Below are 24693 nucleotides of genomic sequence, written 5' to 3'. Positions count from 1 at the left end.
ATCAGCATTAGTACTGGAGAAGAATATTCATGGACGCTATCGATAGAGTGGTAGAACAATGGGCAAGGGAAAAGCAGGATCTAGAAACTGAGCCAATGGCGATCATGGGTCGTTTGATGCGCATCGCTAAATATATGGAAACGGAAGTCGCTCGTCTGCATAAGAGCTATGACCTTAAGCTAGGTGAGTTTGACGTGCTGGCGTCTTTACGTCGAAGTGGCAAACCATATCGCTTAACCCCCTCAGAGTTAATTGATTCGATGATGCTTACCTCGGGTGCAATGACCAATCGCTTAGATAAATTGGAATCGAAAGGGTTAATTTGCCGTGAGCACAGCAAAGAAGATCGCCGCAGTGTTACTGTTGAACTGACAGAAAAAGGCTTTACTTTGATTGATCAAATTATTGAAGAGCATGCCGCTGTGCAAACTAAGTTAGTTAAAGGCATGAATGCAAGTCAGAAGAAGCAAATGAATACCATATTGAAAGGCTGGTTAACTCAATACGAGTAAGGTCTTCGATGTAAGAATAAATTGTAACGCCCTCAATCATTGAGGGCGTTGTTGTTTTTGACCAGTGAAACAGGGTTAACTCCGTTGCGAAAGTTGTGCAGCGTTCTACGAAGAAAGTTCATCGCTATAGAGTTCAGCGTGGTCAATGCCGCCAAGTGCACAGCTTTCGTCAACATCGGACAGATCGCCGCTCACTCCAACTGCACCCAGAATGTTTTGCTGGGCGTCGCGGATCAAAAGTCCCCCGGGCACAGGTACCATATTGCCGTGCGCTAACACATTTACGGCGGAGATAAACGCTGGTCGATTATCAGCATCTTGGGCGAGTTTTCTCGAAGAGCAACCGAGCGCTAGCGCTCCCCACGCTTTCGCGATAGCGATGTCGGGGCGCAGCATGCTTGACCCATCTTGACGTTGTAATGAGATGAGTTTACCGCCACTGTCGAGAATCGCGACGGTGAGAGGCGCGCTACTGCTCTGAATGGCGGCTCGAAAAGTACCGTCAGTAATCGTGAGTGCTTGTTCTAGAGTTAAACTTCCCATGTTATCTCCTATAAATGTGCGCCTCTTAGAGTTTTAATCTAAATGAGAGCGCGATGAATCAGTTCAATTGAGTAACTGATAGCTAGGTAAGGTCAGGAAGGTGGCGAACTCTTTTGCTGTCGACAGCTCGAAGAAAAGGTCAGCAGTTTGTTCAAAGCGGCCTTCAGCATATCGAGTATCGCCCACTTCCTGTTTGATTGTGTTCAGTTCTTGATATAACCATTGTTGGAATAGTTGCTTGGTGAAGGTTTGTCCATCATCCAAAACAACACTATGGTGGATCCATTGCCAAATGTTGGCGCGAGAGATTTCTGCTGTGGCGGCATCTTCCATCAAACCATAGATGGGTACGCAGCCATATCCGCGGATCCACGCTTCAATATAGTAAAGAGCAATGCGAATGTTCTTACGCACGCCTGCCTCATCACGACTGCCTTCACAAGGCTTGAGCAATAGCTCTGCCGTGATTTCGTGCTCTGGGCTAACAAAGTCGAGTTGGTTGGGTTTACCAGAGAGGTTTTTCTCAAACACAGACATGGCTAAATCGACCAAAGCGGGATGAGCGACCCAAGTCCCATCGTGACCATTGTTGGATTCGCGCTCCTTATCTTCGATCACTTTGGCGGTCACTTTCGCCATTTCAGCGGGGTCTTTGCTAGGGATGAAGGCAGACATGCCACCCATTGCCAGTGCCCCTCGTTGATGGCAGGTGCGCACCAGCAATTGGCTGTATGCGTTGAGAAACTCTTTGTCCATTCCGACTAGATGGCGATCGGGCAGGATGCGATCAGGATGGTTTTTGAGGGTTTTGATGTAGCTGAAAATATAGTCCCAGCGACCGCAGTTCATAGCGACAATATGGTCACGCATCGCATAAAGTATCTCATCCATCTGGAAGACAGCAGGAAGGGTTTCAATCAGTACCGTCGCGCGAATCGTACCAACCTGCACGCCAAAATATTCTTCGGTGAAGGAGAAGACATCATCCCACCACTGAGATTCTTCCATCGACTCGAGTTTAGGGATGTAGTAGTAGACTCCAAGCCCTTGCTCAGCACGCGTCAGGTAGTTGTGATAGAAATAGAGGGCAAAGTCCATTAAACAACCAGGGATCGGCTGATCTTGGTATTGAATCGACTTCTCTGGCAGATGCAGTCCTCTTGGACGAGCAATCAATAGGGCTGGATCGTCACTTAATTGATAGTGTTTATCTTTGCTTTGATCGTAGTAACTGATCGTGCCGGCATTGGCATCACGTAAATTGATCTGTCCTTGGATCATGTTATCCCACGTCGGCGCTGAGGCATCCTCAAAACAGCACATAAAGACTTTCGCTCCGGAATTTAGCGCATTGATGACCATTTTGCGTTCTACAGGTCCAGTGATCTCGACACGGCGATCCATCAGTGCTGTGGGGGGTGGAGCGATTTTCCAGTTTTTATCTTCTCGAATTGCACGTGTATCCGAGCGAAAGTTAGGTAATTGACCCGCATCATAGCTTTGTTGTTGTAGTTCGCGAGTTTGCAGCAAGGCATCTCGTCGTGGGGCAAATTCTTTGACAAGTTTGGTTAAAAAAGAGAGTGCTTCTTTGGTTAGAATGCTTGAATACTCGGGGTTATCCATATTACCGACCACGTGTAGACAAGCGGTTTTCTCTCTTTCTGCTACATCGTTCAGACTCATTGTTTGTCTCCTTTAAACAATATCGAATGATTTTGTGTACAAAGTTATTTGTTCACGAATACTTATATTGCAATTCATGTAAACAATCAAAGGTTATTTAACAAATATTTATCATTTGTGCGTTCGGTAAAATAATTTTACGTCAAGATATTTTATATAAAGCAATGATTTCTTGGCTTTTAAGGCTCGTTGATGGGTTTTTGTAGTTGGTTGATGTTGTAAAAATGTTGCTTTTTGGGGTTGATAATTTTCCATTTTGGTTCATAGTACACAAAGTATCTTTGAATTGTATACAATCTAAATGGAGGTTAGCATGGCAAAGATGAAGGCAATAGAAGCCGCAGTTGAAGTTCTAAAAAAGGAAGGTGTAGATATTGCCTTTGGTGTTCCTGGGGCGGCTATTAATCCTATGTATGCCGCGATGAAAAAGCTCGGTGGCATTGATCATGTGCTTGCGCGTCATGTTGAAGGTGCATCCCACATGGCAGAAGGTTACACCCGTACAAAACAGGATAACATTGGCGTGTGTATCGGAACTTCAGGCCCTGCCGGTACCGATATGATCACTGGTCTATATTCTGCGTCTGCAGATTCAATTCCTATCTTATGTATTACTGGTCAAGCGCCAACTGCTCGTTTACATAAAGAGGATTTTCAGGCTGTAGATATCGAGTCTATTGCCAAACCTGTCACCAAATGGGCAACGACGGTACTCGAACCGGCTCAGGTACCACGAGCATTTCAACATGCATTTCATCTAATGCGCTCAGGACGCCCGGGACCGGTATTGATTGACCTGCCGCTAGATGTGCAACTGACAGAAATTGAATTTGATATCGATACTTATGAACCACTAGAGCCGTATCAACCCAAAGCGACTCGCGCCCAAGTTGAAAAAGCAATGGCGATGATGTGTGAATCGGCGAATCCGATCATTGTCTCAGGTGGTGGCGTTATCAATGCAGGGGCCGAGGCGCTGCTGCAGCAGTTCGCTGAAATAACTGGTGTGCCCGTTATTCCAACACTAATGGGGTGGGGCTCAATCGCCGATGATCACGAATTGATGGCGGGGATGGTTGGTTTACAAACCGCTCATCGTTATGGCAACGCAACACTACTAGAATCAGATTTTGTCTTTGGCATTGGTAACCGTTGGGCAAACCGACATACAGGTTCACTGGATGTGTACACCAAAGGACGTAAATTTGTGCATGTCGACATTGAACCAACTCAAATTGGTCGTGTGTTCTGTCCCGATCTTGGCATTGTTTCGGATGCGAAAGCGGCACTGGAATTACTAGTCGAAGTGGCTCGCGAATGGCAAGCGGCAGGCAAACTACCTGAACGAAGCACTTGGGTAGGAGAGTGTCAGCAGCGTAAAGCTACTATGCTGCGCAAAACGCATTATCAAGATGCACCGATTAAGCCAATGCGAGTGTATGAAGAGATGAACAAGGCGTTTGGTCGTGAGACCTGTTATGTCAGCACCATTGGTTTGTCGCAAATTGCCGCCGCTCAGTTCCTGCACGTATATCAAGCACGTAATTGGATCAACTGTGGTCAAGCAGGTCCTCTTGGTTGGACAACGCCAGCCGCTTTAGGTGTGAGAGCTGCCGATCCTAATCGCGATATCGTGGCGATATCTGGAGACTATGATTTCCAATTTATGATTGAAGAGCTAGCCGTAGGCGCACAGTTTAACTTGCCATATATCCATGTACTGGTGAACAACTCTTACCTAGGGCTTATCCGTCAAGCGCAGCGTCAGTTTGATATCGATTATTGTGTGCAGCTTGCGTTTGATAACCAAAACGCGCCAGAACTAGAAGGCTATGGGGTTGATCACGTCACTGTGGTTGAGGGATTAGGCTGTAAAGCGATTCGAGTCACTGACCCAGAACAAATGCAAGCGGCATTTGCTCAAGCGAAAGAGCTGATGAAAAAACATCAAGTTCCTGTTGTAGTGGAAGTGATGCTGGAGCGGGTAACCAATATCGCGATGGGTGTTGAGATTGACTCGATTAATGAGTTTGAAGCGCTAGCAGAAAGCATTGCCGATGCGCCAACAGCACTTGCTCACAACCAGTAAGTTCCATTGTTAAGCACTTAAGCCCAGTCTTATTTTCCTAAAGGGCTTGGGTGCTGACAGACCAGAATAAGGATATCAAAATGGCAAAATTTGCAGCAAATTTATCCATGCTGTTTACCGAGCTCGACTTTGTTGACCGTTTTGCAGCAGCGGCAAAAGCGGGATTCACGGGTGTGGAGTACCTATTTCCATATGCGCTGACACCAGAGCAGATCAAACAGAAGCTGGATGATAACCAACTTACCCAAGTGTTGTTTAACTTGCCTGCAGGAGATTGGGAAGCGGGTGAGCGTGGGATTGCGGTTGATCCAAACCGCCGTGAAGAATTTAAAGCGGGTGTAGCTCAAGCCATCACTTATGCCCAAGTGTTAGGGAACAGCCAAATAAACTGTTTGGCAGGTATTGTGCCACAAGGCGTCAGTACCAGCGAAGCGCACGCGACGTTTGTTGAGAACCTACGTTATGCGGCGCAAACGTTGAAAAAAGCGGGCATTCGCCTAGTGATTGAGGCGATTAATACTCGCGACATTCCAGGTTTCTTTCTCAATACCACCGAGCAAGCGAAGAGCGTTATTCAGGAGGTAGGCAGCGATAACCTGTTTATTCAATACGATATCTACCACATGCAGATTATGGAAGGTGATCTTGCGCCAACGATGAGTGCCAATATTGCACAAATCGCGCATGTACAACTGGCTGATAACCCAGGGCGTCATGAGCCAGGTACCGGGGAAATTAACTACCCATTTGTACTGAAGCATTTGGATGAGCTTGGTTACCAAGGTTGGATCGGGTGCGAGTACAAGCCGAAAACCACCACATTAGAAGGCCTAGATTGGCTAAACCTATACCGCTAATTGCGGAGTTGCCCATTCATAAAGGGCGAAGTTATGGAGAACAAACAAATGAAAATTGCATTTATCGGTACTGGAATCATGGGCAGACCTATGGCGGCTAACCTGCAAAAAGCCGGGTATGAAATTGTACTGTCTGACCACTTCAATCCAGCGCCAGCAGATTTAGTGGCTGCTGGGGCTGTGGTTACTCATTCTGTTGAGGAAGCAACGCAACTGGCGGATGCGGTTATCTTGATGGTACCCAATACGCCGCAAGTAGAAGATGTACTATTTGGCAATAAAGGTGTAGAAGCAGGCTTAAATGCTGGTGGAGCCTCAAGCAAATTGGTTATCGACATGAGCTCAATTTCTCCGATGGCAACTAAAGCTTTTGCTGCGCGTATCAACGAAAGTGGTGCTCAATATATTGATGCTCCAGTTTCTGGTGGTGAAGTCGGCGCGGTTAACGCTACTTTAAGCATTATGGCTGGTGGTTCTCAGGAGGCTTTCGATCAGGCTCGTCCGCTGTTTGAAGTGATGGGTAAAAACATCACTTTGGTTGGCGATAATGGTGCAGGGCAAACGTGTAAAGTCGCGAATCAGATCATCGTTGCACTCAATATCGAAGCCGTGTCTGAAGCGCTGGTATTCGCTTCTAAAGCAGGGGCTGATCCAGCTCGTGTTCGTCAGGCGCTATTGGGCGGTTTTGCCACATCAAAAATCTTAGAAGTGCATGGCGAGCGAATGATTGCAGGTACATTTGACCCGGGCTTTAGAATTGCGTTGCACCAGAAAGATTTGGATTTAGCGCTGACTGGCGCGCGTGAGCTGGGAGTGGCTCTGCCAAACACGGCAACGGCGCAAGAGCTATTTGAAGATTGTGCAGCGCTAGGCGGCGATGAATGGGATCACTCGGCGCTGATTAAGGCGATTGAAAAACGCTCGAAACACTCAATTCGCGATTAATTTCGCTCCGGGGTAAAAAGGCTTCCTCTCCCTTTTTACTCCTTGGGTTTACCAAACCCTAAATAGAACAGCTTTGGTTTAAATCGCGTATTTTTGTCTCCTTTTGTACGCGTTCCCGTTGTAAGTCAACAGGTAGGAGCTTCCGCACGGGCTTTATCTTATCAGGTCTTTTTGCGGCTTACTTCGGGATTTTTCTTTTTGTATACCCAAGCAACAGATTAAACAGAGAGCAACTTTTTCTCTCTCACAACAGGTAAATTCAACCTTTCCGAACCGTAATACAAGAGACAAGCGTGTCACTTAAGATAGGTTTAAGGACGAGAACATGAAAATAGTAATTGCGCCCGATTCATACAAGGAAAGCTTAACCGCAATGCAAGTCGCTACAGCAATTGAAAGTGGTTTTAGACAGGTTTTACCTGATGCAGAGTACATTAAATTACCCATGGCAGATGGGGGGGAAGGCACCGTACAATCCTTGGTTGACGCGACAGGTGGTCAGGTAGTCTCTACGGTGGTAACCGGTCCACTTGGCGAGCCAGTTGAGGGGTTTTATGGTCTGCTTGGTGATGGTGTAAGCGCAGTGGTCGAAATGGCTGCGGCGTCCGGTTTGCATTTGGTAGAGCCTGATGCACGGAATCCTTTGAATACCACAAGTTATGGTACCGGAGAGCTGATTAAGGCTGCGTTAAAACAAGGCGCGCAACATATCATCATTGGTATTGGGGGCAGTGCCACTAACGATGGCGGAATTGGTATGGCGCAGGCGCTGGGTGCGCGTTTTTTGGATTCTGATGGTCACGAGTTAGCTTATGGTGGAGGAGCGATAGCGAACCTTGAGCAGATCGATTTGTCTGGTTTAGATCCGCGACTTCAACAGGTGCGGCTTGAAGTAGCATGTGATGTAGACAATCCATTGTGTGGTCCCACAGGTGCTTCGTATGTCTTTGGTCCACAAAAAGGCGCCACTCCTGCGATGGTTGAGCAGTTGGATTATAACCTTGCACACTACGCAAGCATAATAGAGCGTACCACAGGTAAAGATGTAACAAATCAAGCCGGTGCAGGTGCTGCTGGCGGCTTGGGTGCAACATTGTTAGGGCTACTCACTGCGAGTCTTCGCCCAGGTATTCAAATTGTTATTGAAGCGACCAATCTTGCCGAAGTGGTTAAAGACGCCGCTTTGGTGATTACCGGTGAAGGGCGTATTGATAGTCAGACTATTCACGGTAAAACGCCAATGGGCGTGGCGCAAACAGCGAAATTATATGATTTGCCAGTTATTGGTATTGCGGGTAGCCTCGCGTCTGATTGTAACGTGGTGCACCAACATGGCATTGACGCTGTATTCAGCGTGGTTCCTGGGGCAGTAGATCTGCCATCGGCACTGAAACAAGCTGCGTTTAACGTTGAGATGACCGCACGTAATGTCGCCGCGACATGGTGTCTAGTCGCAAAATAACCCTCTGTTCTGCATCTTTTTATACGGCCGCCTTCAAGCGGCCGTTTTAGTTTGTCGCAAAATCTTTCACTTGCCTTGCTATCACTAACGTATTGTTTACACTAGAAACCTGTACAACGTTCAGGGACTATCATGAGTCGCATTAGAGAGAAAAACCAGCAGTTGATTATTGAGGTTGCAAGTAGAGAGTTTGCGACACATGGCTATGCGGCGACCAAAATTGTTGATGTCGCTAAAGCGGCGAACATTCCCAAGCCAAACGTATTTTACTATTTTAGCTCCAAAGATAAGTTGTACTACGCAGTGTTACAAACCGTTACGCAACCATTGCTAGAGGCTTCTCGCCCACTGGAAGAGGTCGAGGATCCAGTCGAAGCATTACAACAATATATTGTGGCGAAGTTACGCATTTCGCAAGATCACCCGTATGCATCAAAAGTATTTGCTAATGAGGTCATGTCGGGCGGTAGTGCTTTACCAGAAGATATCGGAGTTGAGCTTTTTAATCAGTCTCAGATGATTATTGATAAGTTCGCAACCTGGTCTGAGCAAGGTCTAATGGATAAGGTTTCACCTCATCACTTGATGTTTGCTATCTGGGCGGCAACACAAACGTACGCCGACTTCAGTTGGCAGATTTGTAATGTGATGCAAAAAGAACAGCTTGATAAAGGAGACTACCGTCAGGCCGCTGAGTTTATTTCTCAGTTGGTGATTAAAGGCTGTGGAGTGAAAACAAAACCATAATAGTCACCAGAATGAGTATTTGCTCATTCTTGCCAGTTCTAATCGCTGTGGAACGGTTGGATCGTGATACGAAAACGCTCTAGCCAAAGACATTTGACTAGAGCATGAAGTTTGAATTTAGATCTGGAATGGTGTGAATCGTTTAGATATAGATCAGCTTAGCGACAAACACGACGGTAAGAATGTACATAGAAATTGATACATCCTTCGTTTTACCCGTTGCAACTTTAAGTACGGTGTAAGTGATAAAACCAAGCGCAATACCATTCGCAATTGAAAACGTTAGTGGCATCATCAATGCGGTAATGGCTGCTGGTGCGCCATTTGTGAAATCTTTCCAATCCACATGCTGCATGCTGCTCATCATCACAAATGCAACGTAGATCAGTGCACCTGCTGTTGCGTAGGAAGGGATCATCCCAGCTAATGGCGAAAGAAATATTGCAGCGACAAACAGCGCAGCAACGACGATGGCTGATAAACCTGTTCTTGCACCCGCAGCAACACCTGCAGCACTTTCGACATAACTGGTTACTGGCGGGCAGCCAACACACGCGCCTGCGACGCTTGAGATACTGTCTGCTTTTAATGCCTTGCTAAGCCCTTCAATTCGACCTGTCTCTTTGTTGATCAGGTGTGCTCGTTCAGCGACGCCCATTAAGGTACCTGCAGTATCGAACATATTGACGAATAAGAAAGCGAGAATCACGCTCACCATTGAGATGTTAAACGCCCCAGCAATATCCATCGCCATAAAGGTTGGAGCAATACTTGGTGGCGCAGAGAAGACGCCATTGAACTCGACGAGACCTAGTCCCAACCCAATAGCTGTAACGCTTAGAATGCCAATCAGTACAGCACCGAATACCTTACGCTCGCTCAATACCGCAATAATTAAGAATGCCACTGCTGCCAAAAGTGCATCGGGCTTAGTAAAGTCACCAAGTGATACCAAAGTTGCTGGATTTTCTACCACGATACCAGCAGTTTTAAGACCAATCAGACCAAGGAATAGACCAACACCCGCGGTCATCGCGTAGCGCAAACTGTGCGGAATACTCTCGATGATCCATTGACGGATTTTGTAAAAACTCATCCCGACAAATAGGATACCGGATAGGAATACCGCGCCCAGTGCCACCTCCCAGCTATAACCCATTTCACTTACCACTGTGAATGAGAAGAAGGCGTTTAATCCCATGCCAGGCGCTAAACCGACAGGCCAATTGGCAAATAACCCCATCAGCAAACAGCCAATCGCAGCCCCGATACAAGTAGCGACGAACACCGCACCAGAATCCATTCCGGAAGCCGCCATTATTTGTGGGTTAACGAAGATGATATAAGCCATGGTGGCGAAGGTTGTGATACCACCGATCATTTCGTTTTTAACACTGGTTCCGTGTGCTTTCAGTTTAAAGAAACGTTCTAGTAAGCCACCAGATTGACTTTCGTTATCAAGTACTTCTGCTTTGCTTTCATTCATGTCAGCAAGTCCTTTTGGTTTGATGTTTCTAAAATTGAATACCACTTTCTGCATGTAAAGAATGTTATTTTCTAAGGGTATTAGGTGCAGAACTTCAATTCTCTCGGTTTAGTTTTACGCTCTATATTGGCGTTATAGTTTGACGTTGTTAGCTGCCGCGATACGTTGAGAAACTGTACGGTGATACCAATAGCGGCACGTGATAGTGCATGCTGGTATCTCCTAGCCCAAAACGAATCACAACATCATCTAGGAAAGGGATTTCACCGAGATCAACATCTCGGTTCTTGTAGTAGTCAGCAACATGGAAAACCAGTTGATATTTACCGCTGACAAGCGAGTCACCTTCTAAAATAGGTTGGTCAGTACGGCCATCAAAGTTGGTGGTGACGGTTTTAACTCTAGTTAGAGAATCGCCCTCAACGCGAAACAATTCAACTTGAATGTTCGCTCCAGGCACGCCGTGCATTGTATCCAGTACGTGAGTAGTTAGTTTGCCCATAATCTCCAATTGCGCCCAGCGCTCTCCTTAGCTTGCGTTATTAAATTGTATACAAAATTGTTTTTGTTTTTTGTATTGATACCTATATGTGTACACGAAATATTCAGATAGTAAAGCTTTATGTTGCATTTTTGTTATCAAATATGTCGACAAAAAAGCGAAAGTGTGAAGTGAGTTTTTTCGGGTTTATAAAGGTTAAGGTTGGTAACTATATGAATATTATCTTTAAATTTTATAAAAATAACTTTAACAACAAAATCTTTACATTAAGATAAAGTATTGTATACAATGAATCTATGTTCTGAGTGCTAACCACAAGCACTTACTATTTCAAGGAGAGGCTGAATGGATAAGGATTATTCTCGAGATCTCATTGGCTATGGCAATCAGCCACCGCATGCAAAATGGCCAGGTGGTGCTCGAGTCGCCGTATCATTTGTGCTCAATTATGAGGAAGGCGGAGAGCGTTGTTTACTGCATGGTGATCAAGAATCTGAAGCATTTTTATCGGAGATCCCGGCGGCACAGCCGATAAAAGGTGAGCGTCACATTAGTATGGAATCAATCTACGAATACGGCAGCCGCGCGGGCGTGTGGCGTGTATTGAAGCTATTTGATGAATATGAGATTCCTCTAACCGTATTTGCCGTTGCAATGGCATTAGAACGCCACCCACAATTGGCGCAAGCTATGGTCCAAGCGGGACATGAGATTTGCAGCCATGGCTATCGTTGGATCGATTACCAATATATGGATGAGTCGCAAGAGCGTGACCATATGGCGAAAGCGATCGACATTATCACCCAGCTAACAGGTGAACGACCACTGGGTTGGTATACCGGACGCACAGGTCCCAATACACGCCGTTTGGTCGCTGAAGAAGGCGGGTTTCTCTATGACTCCGACGCCTATGATGATGATTTACCTTATTGGCATACCCAAGCTGGGCGCCCACAACTCGTTATTCCTTATACGTTAGATGTCAACGATATGCGTTTTGCTACGGTACAAGGTTTCAATTCTGGTGAACAGTTTTATCAATATCTTAAAGATACATTCGACACGCTGTATGCCGAAGGGGAAACCTCTCCCAAGATGATGTCGATTGGCTTACATTGTCGTTTGATCGGCCGTCCTGGTCGAATTGCCTCTTTGAAACGATTTCTAGATTACGTAAAACAGCACGATGACGTGTGGTTATGTCGTCGTGTTGACATTGCGCGCCATTGGCACGAGCACCATCCATACACACCAAACAAGGAGAAGTAACATGACAGAATTTCGTTTTTGTAAACCCTCACAAATGAGCCGAGCGGATTTTGTCTCTTACTTTGCTGACGTGTATGAGCATAGCCCTTGGGTGGCTGAATCTGTGTTTGACCAAGGGCTGACGTATGTCGATGACTCGATCGTCAATTTGCATTTGCGAATGGCAACCATCTTGCTAAAAGCGGATAAAGCCAAGCAACTTGCACTTATTAATGCTCACCCTGATTTAGCGGGACGAGCAGCTATTAACGGCGAACTTACTGCAGCATCAACCGCAGAACAAGCAGGCGCTGGTATTGACCAATGCTCCGCTGAAGAGTTCGATAAATTCACCACGTACAACGACAGTTATAAAAGCCGCTTCAACTTTCCCTTCATCATGGCAGTGAAAGGGGCCAATCGTTACCAAATTCTTGAATCGTTCGAGAAGCGATTAGGCAATGATAGTGAAACTGAGTTTGCTACTGCGATTCAGGAAATCAACAAGATAGCTCTGTTTCGCCTGCGCGATATGTAAGTCACGGAGATGGCGACTATTGTGCATCGATATCAATTGCACCGGCAATTGGTACTCACTCTGGAAAGAGTACAACTCATTTAACCTATTTTTGATTAATTGGAAGGATAAAGGACATGTCCTTAGATTTTGAACAATACATTAACCTTGCTGACGAAAAACTGGGTGCAACCGCACTCTACGCTACTGACGATTTTTTTGCGGATAAAAGCCGCCTACTGCGCCGCGAAGCGCCAGAGTGGAAAGAAGGCGTTTATGACGATAATGGGAAATGGATGGACGGTTGGGAAAGCCGTCGCAAACGTGGCGAAGGCTACGATTACTGTGTGATCCGTTTAGGTTTAGCGGGCACCATTGCTGGTGTAGACATCGACACGTCATTTTTTACTGGTAACTTCCCGCCTTCTGCATCGATTGATGCTTGTTATTCACCGGAAGGGGACCCAACGGAAACAACAGAGTGGCAAGAGATCCTGCCATCGATGAGTCTACAAGGTGATCACCATCATCTTGAAGCGATTGCCAGCGAGCAAGTGTTTACCCACTTACGCTTGAACATCTACCCAGATGGCGGTGTTGCTCGCCTGCGTGTTTACGGGCGTCCTAGTGTCGATTGGCAGCAAATCGATAGCCAACAAAAAGTCGACCTTGCCGCAGTAGAAAATGGTGGTCGTGCGTTAGCTTGTAGCGATGAACACTATGGAAATAAGTCCAATATCCTTGGTCCTGGTCGAGGCGAAAACATGGGCGATGGTTGGGAAACCGCACGCCGCCGTACGCCTGGCAATGATTGGGTGATTGTTGCGCTTGGTCACGCAGGCAACATTGAGCGCGTAGTGGTTGATACCGCGCACTTTAAAGGTAATTTCCCGGATAGTTGCTCAATTCAAGCGGCTTATGTCAAAGGTGGTACCGATGACCAAGTAGCGACCCAAAGCTTGTTCTGGCGCGAATTGCTGCCGGCTCAGAAGCTAAAAGCGCATGATATCCATGAGTTTGTTGCCGAAGTGAATGAGCTAGGAGCGGTGACTCATGTACGTCTGAATATTTTCCCTGATGGTGGTATCAGCCGTCTGCGTTTATTTGGCACTAAAGCGGAATAAGCGAGGAGAAAAATATGAGCAATGGAACTCGTCGTTTAGCCATTGAGCCTTTAACCAAACAAGCATTTGCAGAGTTTGGCGATGTGATTGAAGTTGAGAACAGCGATTATTTTATGATTAATAATGGCTCGACACGTCGTTACCACAAACTCGCCGAAACAGATGTGCAGCAGGAAAATGGTCAGGCGATCATCAGTATTTTCCAAGCGACGCCGCTTAACTACCCATTGACGATTCGAATGTTAGAACGACATCCGTTGGGTTCTCAAGCGTTTGTTCCGTTGCTCGGTCAACCCTATCTTATTGTTGTTGCGCCTAAAGGTGATAACCCAAGCCTTGAATCATGCCGCGCTTTTATAAGTAATGGTCAGCAAGGTGTTAATTATCACAAAGGGGTTTGGCATCACCCGGTACTTGCTCTTAGCCAAGAGGATCAATTTCTCGTCGTTGATCGCGGTGGTGATGGTAATAACTGTGATGAAGTCTATTTCGAACAAGATTTAGTCTGTTTGTATTTAGAAGATATACCGGGCAACGAGATTGAACATAGTGAGCAGCGTACGGAGTCAGCGCTGTAGAACCGAAGCGAAGGGTTAGTTGAGTAATCATCGTTTTTGGTGTGAATAAGGAGTTTATTATGGATCCACATATCACGGAGTGGTTGAATCTAGCGATTCGCTGGGTTCACATGATAGTTGGTATCGCCTGGATAGGTGCTTCGTTTTACTTTGTTTGGCTAGAGAACAACTTAAATCGAGTTAATCCTAAAACAGGTCTTTCAGGTGACCTTTGGGCAATTCATGGTGGTGGTATTTACCACTTAGAGAAATACAAACTTGCACCACCGGAAATGCCAGAGCATCTACATTGGTTTAAATGGGAAGCTTACTTTACTTGGATTACCGGTGTACTGCTGCTTGCAGTGGTTTATTACCTCAATGCGGAGATCTATTTGATCGCCCCAGGTTCTGGTCTTGCGGCTGAAACCGCCATCGCTATCGGCGTTGGCGCTTTGGTTGCTGGTTGGTTTATTTACGATTTACTGTGCGACTCACCGCTAGGTAAGACGCCAGTATTGCTAGGCTTAGTACTGTTTGTGCTGTTGGTTGCGGCAACTTATGGTCTATCTCAGGTATTCAGTGGTCGTGGTGCTTATATTCACGTTGGTGCGATCATCGGTACGATTATGGTCGGTAACGTATTTCGCGTGATTATGCCGGCACAACGTAATCTCGTCAGTGCCATTGAAGAAGGACGCGAACCTGATCCGAGCTTACCGGCGAAAGGTTTGCTGCGTTCACGCCATAATAATTATCTGACGTTGCCAGTGCTGTTTATTATGATCAGTAACCACTTCCCAAGCACATATGGTTCTGAATACAACTGGGCAATTCTTGCGGGTCTAGCGATTTTCAGTATTTTGGTTCGCCATTACTTTAATACCCGTCATGGCAGCCAGAAATACGCGTGGACGGTTCCGGTCGCTGCATTAGGTATGGTGACACTGGCGTTTGTTACCTCGCCTTATGCGAACAAGCCTAGTCAGCCTGTGGCTAAAGTGGAGAGCGTTTCATCTCAATCGGTTGGAGCATCGTCATCAACGTCGAATACCGTGGAGAAGGGCGTTGAGAATGATGTCGCTGCTCACTCAGTGGCAGCGCCTCATAATGCTGGTGATGTTGATTTCTCAGCGATTAAACAGGTGATTCAAGAACGTTGTGCAAGCTGTCACTCCGCCACACCAACTCACCCAGCCTTTGCCGCGGCACCAGCTGGCGTGGAGTTAGACACGCCACAACAGATCAAAGCCAATAGTCCTCGTATTGCCCAAACTGTGACCACCAAATATATGCCTTTGGGTAACCTCACACAGATGACCGATGATGAGCGAACATTAATTGGTGACTGGGTCGAGCAAGGCGCAGCGATTCAGTAACACCCCGAATGAGCGCCAGTCCGATTTATTGTCGTCCGGTCGGATTGGTTGCTCTACCTCTATGACTGCTACTGCAAGGTAGCGATTTCCCCTTTCCCCGGTTGGTTTCCGGGGTTTTTTATACCTAGACCCAAGTTATTGCGAGAGTTTGTGGTGCCAATCTTCTTTTGGCTCCGTGCTCTGCGCACTATTGGGCGAAACAAAGGAGTGTACGATGATGCGTTTTAAATTAAGTATCCGACACAAAACCATCTTAGCTACCGTAATGGCGGTAGTGCTTGTGATTGCGGTTCTGGTTGGCTTAACCATTAACCAGGGGCAGAAAATCATTCTGGAAAAAACCTATCAACAACAAATTCCTTCGGCGTTGGGGGAAGTGGCAAGCCAAATTCAGCTCGAGTTGCAAACACCTTTAGTCGTTGCTGAGACTATGTCTCAACTTGAAACGATCATCGAGTTTACCGGGGAAGAAGAACAAGCACTTATTGCACAACTCGCCGCCATCAAACAGCAGTTTAATGCTATCAGCGCATTCTATGTCACGAACGCAAATAACAGCTACTACGCTGCGAACGGGAAATTGAAACAGATTTCTGCCCATTCCAATGATGATCAATGGTTCTATCAGTTTTTAGCGAGTAATAAACAGGTTGAGCTCTCGATAGATACAGACAGTTCGACGGGCGCGGTAACAGTATTTGTTAATCAAGCCGTCGTCGTTGATGGCAAACGTATTGGCGTAACTGGTGTTGGATTGTCGTTAGCCAATCTAGCCAATACTGTCTCCAACTATTCATTGGGTGCGCAGAGTCAGTTGATGCTGGTTGATGCAAACGGTGTGATTAAAGTTCACCCCAACACGGCTATGGTTGGTCAATCCATCACACAACTCGGTTTAGCCGATTTTCGCCGCCAAATGGATCAATTAAGTGCTTCTCAAGCTTTTGTGGAACAGCAGGAGTTAAAGGGCAATAGCACTATTGTGGGCTTAATGGCGTTACCACAGACAGAGTGGGTGTTGGTTTCTTTGCAGCCGACCCACGAAGTGCTAAGTGAGATCAATCAGTTTATTAACACAATGATTTGGATCGGTGCGATAGTGGCGATTATTTTCATTTGTGTTAGTGCTTATATGGCACATGTGCTGCTCAAGCCTTTGGCGACGACCGCTCAGTTATTGTTGCAAATCGGTAGTGGTGGTGGCGATCTCACCCAACGCTTAGATGAAAGTCGTAACGATGAAGTAGGCGATATTGCGCGAGGCTACAATCAGTTTGTCACCTATATGGCTGCTTTATTCGAGCAGATAGAACAATCTCGCCGCGAGTTGGTTGCGACTATCAATCAAATTGATCAACAAGCAACAGAGATGAAGCTGCATATCCAGGAGCAGACACAGAACATTGAGCAGGTGGCGACGGCAATACATGAAATGAATGTCAGCTCAGATGAAATCGCCGCTAACGCAACTCATACTTCACAGCATGTTCAAAGCTCGGCACAAGAAGTGAAAAGTGGTTTGCAATCGGTCAGCGAGACATCACAACGCACTGAAATGATGAATCAGCAGCTTCTGCAGAGTAACCAAAGCATTGAGGTCTTATCGAAAGACATTGACGCGATTGATACTGTGTTGGATGTGATCAGCGGCGTATCCGAGCAGACCAACTTACTGGCATTGAATGCCGCGATAGAAGCGGCGCGAGCTGGCGAGCAAGGGCGAGGCTTTGCTGTTGTGGCGGATGAGGTGCGAACGTTAGCGTCACGCACCCACGACTCTGCTAGTGAGATCCGCACGATCATTGAGAATTTACAAAGCTTAAGCCAAAAAGTGGTCGGTGAAGTGGAGCAGAGCCATAAGATTGGTGCAGATTGTATGAGTGCCGCTAAAGTCTCTGAGCATCATTTGGTATCGATCAACACGATTGTTGAGGACATCAATCAATTAAGTGCCCAGACAGCTACCGCAACCGGGCAACAGTCGCAAGTAATCAATGAGATAGCCCCAAGCATTGCCAATATTGCAGATATTGCGCGCGACAATACAACTCGTGTTTCACAAACATCGACACACTGTGACCAATTAAAACGCAATGCTAATTGCCTCAGTGAGCTGGTGGCGAAGTTCCGTTTCTAGCTAACTTCTTTCCAAGTGTGGTTTGCTCACCACTGCAAACCACAAATCTCGCTACTTCAAATCCTTCCTCACGTCGTAATCCACTGATTGTCTTCCCTTGCTCAAGGGAATCGAGCTCTCGCCCATGCGGAATGACAAAACTTCGTGTATTGACCAAGCTCATAGGTAACACTTCTAACTGTTTGTATTAGTGAACAATATTCATGTGTTGGTTTTCGTATTAATCGATACACTAGGTAAAAATTCAGGAAGAATTTTTAGGTTTGCGGCGTAGGGAACGCCTCAAACCGACCGAACAACATCAAATTTGCTAAAGCGCCTTTCTGATTACTCTTTGGCGCAGCAAAGAGTCATTGGCCCGCTGGCGCGAAGTGAAAGGGAAGTAGCAAGCAATTAAGCAGGACAGACTAAGATGGTAAGTATCAGAGGAATAAACAGTTAATCGAGAACAAAAAAAAACGCTCCCAATGAAGGAGAGCGTTTGGCCTAGGGAAGGAAAAGGTTGGTTCGCCTTAACTGGCGAACTTTTTAGACTCAACTTGACCTTTGGCGCAGTAAGCTTTCTCGCCGTAGATGAAGGTTTCACAGACCGTTCTGTCATCGCCAAGGCTCATTAGTACAAACAGCTTCTCTTCTAGAGTGGTGGCTTGCTTGATTCTAAAGCGCATCAATTGAGTGGCATGCAGGTCTAGGACGACAAAATCGGCCTCTTTACCTACTTCTAGGTTACCAATCTTATCTTCTAGGTGCAGAGAGCGTGCGCCACCTAAGGTTGCCAGGAAGAGTGATTTAAGTGGATGCAGCTTCTGTTTTTGCAGTTGCATGATCTTATACGCTTCACTCATGGTTTGTAGAATCGAGAAGCTCGTGCCGGCACCCACATCTGTGCCCATACCAACGCGTATTCCGTGCTCTTCAAGTTTGGGCAGTTTGAATAGCCCTGAGCCTAAAAATAAGTTGGAGGTTGGGCAAAAGGCGATGGCAGATTCGCTTTGTGCTAAGCGCTGACATTCACAGTCAGAAAGGTGAATACCGTGTGCGAATACCGAGCGTTTATGAAGCAGTCCATAATGGTCATAGACGTCTAAATAAGAGTCGCGCTCTGGGAACAGATCCAATACCCATTCAATTTCTTTCTGGTTTTCCGAGAGATGGGTGTGCATGTAGACATCAGGGTACTCTTCCAGCAGTTTGCCGACTGTCGCAAGTTGTTCTGGCGTACTGGTTGGTGCAAAGCGTGGTGTCACGGCGTAGAGCAAACGTCCTTTGTTATGCCATTTCTTAATCAGTTCTTTTGAGGCTTGGTAGCCAGATTCGGGGGTGTCTGTCAGGTAGTCTGGCGCGTTGCGATCCATGAGTACCTTGCCAGCAATCATGCGTAATTTGCGCTTTTCAGCCTCTTCAAAAAAGACATCAATCGATTCTTTATGCACGGTACCGAACACCAGTGCGGTAGTGGTGCCATTACTGGCTAACTCATCCAAGAACAGGTTCGCGACTTTGTGCGCATACACCGGATTTTTGAAACGGCGCTCTTCTGGGAAGGTATAGTTCTCTAGCCAGTCAAGCAGTTGCTCTCCGTAAGAGGCGATCATCCCTGTTTGTGGGTAGTGAATATGAGTATCAATAAAGCCGGAGGTGATAAGCTTGTCTTCATACTCAGTAATATCAAGTGGTTGAGGCTGTCTTGCCAGAACTTGCTCGGTCTCACCAATATCGACGATGTGTCCATTTTCAACCACGATCATACCGTCATCGAAAAATTGATAAGAGTTTTCCAGTCCGACATCTTTCGGATCAGCGATGCTGTGCAAAATGGCTGCACGATAAGCTTTACGTTGCATTGTCATTATTACTTCCTTTATCAATCCAAGCCTACAACTGCTTGGATCAGGCGATTTTCTCTTCCTGTGGTGAATCGCTCAGTGGTACTAAGCTACTGTGTGCTGTTGGACGTTTTTGTTCAAGTGGAATCCCTTGATAGTGTGCGATAAGTTCACCTGCAACCGAGACGGCAATTTCTGCTGGGTGCTTGCCATCGACCATGCTGATGCCGATAGGGCAGATCATGGTGTTGATTTGCGCCTCACTGTAGCCACGTTGTGCCAAACGCGTATCGAATTTCTTTCGCTTGCTGAGTGAGCCAATCATGCCGAAATAGACACTATCATTTCGGTCAATAATCGCTTTTGCTAGCTCAAAATCGAGTTGATGATTATGAGTCATCACTAAGTAGTAACTATTCGCAGGGAGATCTTTCACTTCCGCTACTGGATCATCTGTCACCAGCTTAGTGATGCCGTGAGGAAGCTCTTCAGGGAAAACGTCCTCACGTTCATCAATCCAAGTGACACGAAATGGTAGGGTAGGGACAATATGTAAAAGTGCTTTGGCAACATGACCTGCGCCAAATACAACCAGGTGTTTTTGCGCCGTACCAATCGGTTCAAAACTCAGCGTTGCCATGCCACCACAACATTGCCCTAAACGAGCCCCAAGGTTAAAGCGTTCTACTTTGAGGGCGCGCTCACCTGTAGATAACATTTCGCGCGCCATTTGACTGGCGACATGTTCTAGGTGCCCACCACCAATCGTGGCGATGATGCGGTCTCGGGTGACGAGCATTTTGGTTCCTGCATCGCGAGGCACCGAGCCTCGGTCCTCCAAAACGGTCACCATGACACACGGTTCACTGTTTGTTTCTAACTGTGCGAGTTCATGAATCCAATTGTCTTTAAACATACGTCTCTCCTTGAACATTCGAGCTTAAATCACACCTGTTTACGCTTGTGTTGCCGATGTTTGCTCTGCTTGCGATTTTGTTTGTGTCACTTGCTGAATCGCCATGAGTACGCGCTCAGGCGTGGCAGGGGTATCGAGTTTTGCGATTACACCATCAGGGGTAACAGCATGAATCGCGTCTCGAAGTGCGCTCCAAACAGACATTCCGAGCATAAACGGCGGCTCACCAACCGCTTTTGAGTTAAACACGGTATCTTCAGGGTTGGCACGGTTTTCGAGTAGATGAGTATGGAACTCGATTGGCATATCGGCGATCGCTGGGATCTTGTAACTTGCCGGTCCATTGGTCATTAAGCGACCTTGCTCATTCCACACTAACTCTTCAGTGGTTAACCAGCCAACACCTTGCAAGAAACCTCCTTCGATCTGACCAATATCGATTGCCGGGTTAAGGGAAGCGCCAACATCATGCAAAATATCAGCACGTAGGATCTTGTATTCACCGGTTAAGGTATCGATGATCACTTCCGAACAAGATGCGCCGTAGGCGAAGTAATAAAATGGACGACCGCGCGCTTTTTCATGATCGTAATAGATCTTAGGTGTGCGATAGAAACCAGTACTCGAGAGCGACACTTGATTGAAATAGGCTAATTGTACGAATGACTCAAAGGTCATGATTTCATCACGAATGACAATCATGCCATTTTTGAATACCACCTCTTCTGGTGAGACCTTAAAGTGATTTGAGGCAAACTCAATCAAACGTTGCTTGATAGTTAGAGCTGCGTTTTGAGCTGCCTTACCATTGAGGTCGGCGCCCGATGAGGCCGCAGTTGGCGATGTGTTCGGTACTTTGTCTGTGTTGGTAGCGGTGATTTGGATTCGTTCAACATCAACTTGGAACTCCTGTGCAACAATTTGAGCCACTTTGATATTCAAACCTTGCCCCATTTCCGTACCACCGTGATTCAAGTGAATACTGCCATCGGTGTATATATGAATTAAGGCACCAGCTTGATTGAGGAAAGTCGCGGTGAATGAGATACCAAATTTTACTGGGGTAATCGCAATGCCTTTTTTTAGGATCGGGCTTTGCTGATTGAACTCGGCAATGGCTTTACGACGTGCATGATAGTCACTGCTGTGCTCGAGTTGTTCAGTAATTTCTGGCAGGAAGTTATCTTCAACCGTTTGGTAGTAATGAGTGACGTTACGTCCTTCATCACCGTAGTAATTTGCTTTGCGCACTTCTAGCGGATCTTTATCTAGGTAACGTGCGATTTCATCCATGATGTGTTCAATGGTCATCATGCCTTGTGGACCACCAAAGCCACGATAAGCGGTATTGGACGCGGTATTGGTTTTACAGCGATGTCCCGTGACCGTTGCATCGCCTAAGTAGTAGGCATTGTCTGAGTGGAACATGGCGCGGTCGACAATTGAGCTAGACAAATCTGGTGAATAGCCACAATTACCTGCAACGATGATTTCTGACCCTTGAATTACGCCGTTATCATCAAAACCAATTTTGTACTGGTTGTAGAATGGATGGCGTTTGCCTGTCATGCTCATATCTTCTGCACGTGGTAAACGCATCTTGGTCGGTCGTTTGGTTAGATGAGCAATCACCGCTGCCATACACGCGGGTGCTGCTGCCTGAGTCTCTTTGCCACCAAAACCACCACCCATGCGGCGCATATCAATCACCACTTTATGCATTGGTACGCCTAGCACTTCTGCAACCAGTTTTTGTACTTCGGTTGGGTTTTGTGTCGAGGTGTAGACAATCATGCCACCATCTTCGGTCGGCATTACGCTGCTGACTTGCGTTTCCAGATAAAAGTGTTCCTGACCGCCTATCTCGAGATCACCCTCAATCACATGCTTTGCGTTTGCGATGGCGACCGTTGAGTTGCCACGTTTTTGCTGGTGACTTTCAGTCACAAAGAGCTTTTTCTCTAGAGCCTCTTTGACATCAAGTACAGGCGGCAGCGCCTCGTATTCAACAATTGCGGCTTGAGCTGCTTTACGCGCTGTTTCCATATCATTGGCAGCAACGGCTAAGACAGGTTGACCGTAATATTGCACGAGCCCATCAGCGAGTAGGGGATCTCCGGGTAATATGGCACCGATATCCAATTGACCGGGTACGTCTTCATGGGTAATCGCAATCGCGACGCCGTCGAAGTCATAACAAGGTGAAACGTCGAGTTTGGTGATCTTCGCGTGCGCATGGGTACTTAAGCGCGCATAAACGTGCAGTTGATTTGGAAATTCAAGACGATCATCAATATAAACGGCTTCACCGGTAACTTGTTTTGGTGCGCTGTCGTGTTTTACGCTCTTACCAACACCAGTTTTAAGATCCTGTTTTACGATGGCGACCATCTCATCATGAGTCATGGTCTGATGGTGTGCGTTAGACATAAGACGTTACCCTTGTTTCAATCTGGTTGTTGTGATGATTTTGTTCAATAAAGAAGCGGCGCAGCATATTGGCGGCGGTTATTGAGCGATACTCTTTACTGGCTCGGAAATCAGACAGCGGCTCAAAGTCGTTGTGAATTTCTGCCATGGCGTCATCAATATTGGCTTGAACCCACTCTTTGCCGAGTAAGGCGTTTTCACAACGCGTCGCGCGTTTTGGCGTTGCAGCCATACCGCCAAAGGCAATTCGAGCTGAGACCACTTTGTTGTCTTCAATTTGAATGTTGAATGCACCGCAAACCGCTGAGATGTCATCATCTAAACGTTTTGAAAGCTTGTAAGCGCGGAAGGTCTCTTCTGTTTTCGGTTTAGGAATAATTACCTGTTCGATAAACTCACTCTCTTTTTGAGCGGTGACTTTATAACTAATGAAGTAATCCTCAATTGACATAACTCGGCTCTGCTTACCACGACGTAGCTTCACTTGCGCATTTAAGGCGATCAGTAGTGGTGGTGCATCACCAATTGGTGAGGCATTACCGATATTGCCTCCTAACGTGCCTTGATTACGCACTTGCAGAGAAGCAAAGCGATGCAGCAATTCACCGAAATCTTTGTAGTGACTGCTGAGCAGTTGGTAGGCATCACTAATCGCGACATTCGCACCAATGTGTAACGCATCTTCACTCTCCTCACACACCTTCATGTCTTCAACAAGGTTGACGTTAATCAGTGTCTCAATTTCACGATGGAATTGAGTCACTTCCAGTGCCAGATCGGTGCCTCCTGCAACGAGCTTGGCATTAGGATAAGTGCTATAGAGTTCAGCAAGCTCATTGATGCTACGAGGTAAGTACGCTGTCAGATTGCCACAGCTTAAACTGGCAGGCTGCTCTTGTAGGGTTTGCAAGCGATTAATGGTTTTGTTCTCGAGTTCAACAAACTGATCCATTAAAGGTTCGTTACCCGCTAGCGACAATGCTGCATCAACAATGGGGCGGTAACCGGTACAGCGACACAAGTTACCGGCTAGTGACTCCATCACATCTTCTTTGTTGGCGTTAGGTTTGTTCTTGCTAAGCGCAAACATCGACATGATAAAACCGGGTGTGCAGTAGCCACATTGTGAACCATGGAAATCGACCATGGCTTGTTGCGTAGGGTGCAGCTTGTTTTTATTTTGTAGATCTTCAACGGTAATAAGTTGCTTACCGTGCAAGCTAGAGACGAACGTCAAACAAGAGTTTACCGAGCGATAATGAAGCTTTCCGTCGATGACTTCACCTAATACCACTGTACAGGCACCACAATCACCCGAGCCACAACCCTCTTTCGTACCCATTTTTTGTACTTGTGTTCTCAGGTATTGAAGCACTGTCATATTAGGCGACAGTTCGCTTTCTTGTCTGAGTTCTTGATTGAGTAGGAAAGTAATCAAGAGACCTCCTTGTGCATTGACACTATTGTTCCGATGTTTATTTTCTGACCTTGTGGTCAATAATTGGATAATTTGACTCTTAGGTCAACTTTATTTTTACAAAAATGCAACATAAGGAAGAGGTAAAAACGCCGTACGGTTAATGCTATCTATTGTTTACTATCTGATATTAAAGACTTTTAATTATTCCTTTAAGTCGAAAATCTTTATGTAAAGTTTTTTAATATTGTGTTTTATGATGTATACAATAGGCTGGGATGCGGGATGCGGGATGCGGGATGCGGGATGCGGGATG

Annotated in this window: 19 protein-coding genes and 2 pseudogenes; 13 read left to right on the top strand and 8 right to left on the bottom strand. The window is 46.3% G+C overall.

Annotated elements, in window-relative coordinates:
* Positions 1-29: 29 nt before the first annotated feature.
* Entirely contained in the window at positions 30-512 is a 483-nt protein-coding gene (locus DPF93_RS14240; RefSeq protein ID WP_114766793.1) for a MarR family winged helix-turn-helix transcriptional regulator, read from the top strand.
* A gap of 105 nt (positions 513-617) precedes the next feature.
* Here DPF93_RS14240 and DPF93_RS14235 read toward each other — a convergent pair whose 3' ends face one another.
* Both DPF93_RS14235 and aceB read right to left on the bottom strand, forming a co-directional pair.
* Positions 618-1055 carry a GlcG/HbpS family heme-binding protein gene (locus DPF93_RS14235; RefSeq protein ID WP_114766792.1) on the bottom strand — a complete coding sequence of 146 codons (438 nt, stop codon included), beginning with the start codon at positions 1053-1055 and terminating at the stop codon, positions 618-620.
* Between the two features lie 63 nt (positions 1056-1118).
* Positions 1119-2738: a malate synthase A gene (aceB, locus tag DPF93_RS14230; RefSeq protein WP_114766791.1), complete on the bottom strand. Its 1620-nt coding sequence runs from the start codon at positions 2736-2738 to the stop codon at positions 1119-1121.
* Positions 2739-3051: 313 nt separating this feature from the next.
* Here aceB and gcl point away from each other — a divergent pair, with 313 nt between their 5' ends.
* The 5 genes from gcl (at position 3052) to DPF93_RS14205 (ending at position 8838) form a co-directional block, all read left to right on the top strand.
* Positions 3052-4827 (top strand): glyoxylate carboligase, encoded by a 1776-nt coding sequence (gcl, locus tag DPF93_RS14225; RefSeq protein WP_114766790.1) that lies wholly within the window; start codon positions 3052-3054, stop codon positions 4825-4827.
* An 80-nt stretch (positions 4828-4907) separates the two neighbouring features.
* Positions 4908-5684: a hydroxypyruvate isomerase gene (gene hyi, locus DPF93_RS14220; protein ID WP_114766789.1), complete on the top strand. Its 777-nt coding sequence runs from the start codon at positions 4908-4910 to the stop codon at positions 5682-5684.
* Positions 5685-5732: 48 nt separating this feature from the next.
* Complete coding sequence (locus DPF93_RS14215) at positions 5733-6629, top strand: 2-hydroxy-3-oxopropionate reductase (RefSeq protein ID WP_114766788.1); 897 nt, start codon at positions 5733-5735, stop codon at positions 6627-6629.
* A 325-nt stretch (positions 6630-6954) separates the two neighbouring features.
* Positions 6955-8091, top strand: coding sequence for a glycerate kinase (locus DPF93_RS14210; RefSeq protein ID WP_114766787.1), 1137 nt, complete (start codon positions 6955-6957; stop codon positions 8089-8091).
* 132 nt (positions 8092-8223) lie between these two features.
* Positions 8224-8838 carry a TetR/AcrR family transcriptional regulator gene (locus DPF93_RS14205; protein ID WP_114766786.1) on the top strand — a complete coding sequence of 205 codons (615 nt, stop codon included), beginning with the start codon at positions 8224-8226 and terminating at the stop codon, positions 8836-8838.
* Positions 8839-8980: 142 nt separating this feature from the next.
* On the opposite strand, the gene DPF93_RS14200 is transcribed toward DPF93_RS14205, so the two are convergent.
* Together DPF93_RS14200 and uraH are read right to left on the bottom strand one after the other, a co-directional pair.
* A complete protein-coding gene (locus DPF93_RS14200; protein ID WP_114766867.1) occupies positions 8981-10324 on the bottom strand; it encodes an NCS2 family permease in 1344 nt (447 codons plus the stop codon).
* A gap of 148 nt (positions 10325-10472) precedes the next feature.
* Positions 10473-10826, bottom strand: coding sequence for a hydroxyisourate hydrolase (uraH, locus tag DPF93_RS14195; protein ID WP_114766785.1), 354 nt, complete (start codon positions 10824-10826; stop codon positions 10473-10475).
* 345 nt (positions 10827-11171) lie between these two features.
* Here uraH and puuE point away from each other — a divergent pair, with 345 nt between their 5' ends.
* The 7 genes and pseudogenes from puuE to DPF93_RS14160 all read left to right on the top strand — a co-directional run bounded on the left by puuE (position 11172) and on the right by DPF93_RS14160 (position 17788).
* Positions 11172-12095: an allantoinase PuuE gene (gene puuE, locus DPF93_RS14185; protein ID WP_114766783.1), complete on the top strand. Its 924-nt coding sequence runs from the start codon at positions 11172-11174 to the stop codon at positions 12093-12095.
* 1 nt (position 12096) lies between these two features.
* Positions 12097-12612, top strand: a complete 516-nt coding sequence (gene uraD / locus DPF93_RS14180; RefSeq protein WP_114766782.1) for a 2-oxo-4-hydroxy-4-carboxy-5-ureidoimidazoline decarboxylase — start codon at positions 12097-12099, stop codon at positions 12610-12612.
* Positions 12613-12728: 116 nt separating this feature from the next.
* Positions 12729-13715, top strand: coding sequence for an allantoicase (gene alc / locus DPF93_RS14175; RefSeq protein ID WP_114766781.1), 987 nt, complete (start codon positions 12729-12731; stop codon positions 13713-13715).
* A 14-nt stretch (positions 13716-13729) separates the two neighbouring features.
* Positions 13730-14293 (top strand): ureidoglycolate lyase, encoded by a 564-nt coding sequence (locus DPF93_RS14170; RefSeq protein WP_114766780.1) that lies wholly within the window; start codon positions 13730-13732, stop codon positions 14291-14293.
* Between the two features lie 59 nt (positions 14294-14352).
* Positions 14353-15268: pseudogene (locus tag DPF93_RS14165) on the top strand (urate hydroxylase PuuD); the annotation flags it as partial.
* Positions 15269-15408: 140 nt separating this feature from the next.
* Positions 15409-15651 (top strand): annotated as a pseudogene (locus DPF93_RS21555) (urate hydroxylase PuuD); the annotation flags it as partial.
* A 214-nt stretch (positions 15652-15865) separates the two neighbouring features.
* Positions 15866-17788, top strand: a complete 1923-nt coding sequence (locus tag DPF93_RS14160; protein WP_244204732.1) for a methyl-accepting chemotaxis protein — start codon at positions 15866-15868, stop codon at positions 17786-17788.
* Between the two features lie 512 nt (positions 17789-18300).
* Here the strand turns inward: DPF93_RS14160 and guaD are convergent.
* From guaD to xdhA, 4 genes are read right to left on the bottom strand one after another with little or no spacing between them, the layout of a single operon-like run.
* Entirely contained in the window at positions 18301-19638 is a 1338-nt protein-coding gene (gene guaD / locus DPF93_RS14155) for a guanine deaminase (protein WP_114766778.1), read from the bottom strand.
* Positions 19639-19678: 40 nt separating this feature from the next.
* Positions 19679-20530: a xanthine dehydrogenase accessory protein XdhC gene (gene xdhC / locus DPF93_RS14150; protein ID WP_114766777.1), complete on the bottom strand. Its 852-nt coding sequence runs from the start codon at positions 20528-20530 to the stop codon at positions 19679-19681.
* 39 nt (positions 20531-20569) lie between these two features.
* Positions 20570-22960 carry a xanthine dehydrogenase molybdopterin binding subunit gene (xdhB, locus tag DPF93_RS14145; protein ID WP_114766776.1) on the bottom strand — a complete coding sequence of 797 codons (2391 nt, stop codon included), beginning with the start codon at positions 22958-22960 and terminating at the stop codon, positions 20570-20572.
* Positions 22953-24398, bottom strand: coding sequence for a xanthine dehydrogenase small subunit (gene xdhA, locus DPF93_RS14140; protein WP_114766775.1), 1446 nt, complete (start codon positions 24396-24398; stop codon positions 22953-22955). Before xdhA ends, xdhB begins: the two co-directional genes overlap by 8 nt.
* Positions 24399-24693 lie beyond the last annotated feature (295 nt).

Source organism: Vibrio rhodolitus, from assembly GCF_003350325.1.
Classification (GTDB): Bacteria; Pseudomonadota; Gammaproteobacteria; order Enterobacterales; family Vibrionaceae; genus Vibrio; species Vibrio rhodolitus.
Note: the sequence above shows the minus strand (reverse complement) of the source record. Positions and strands in the feature narration are given on the sequence as shown.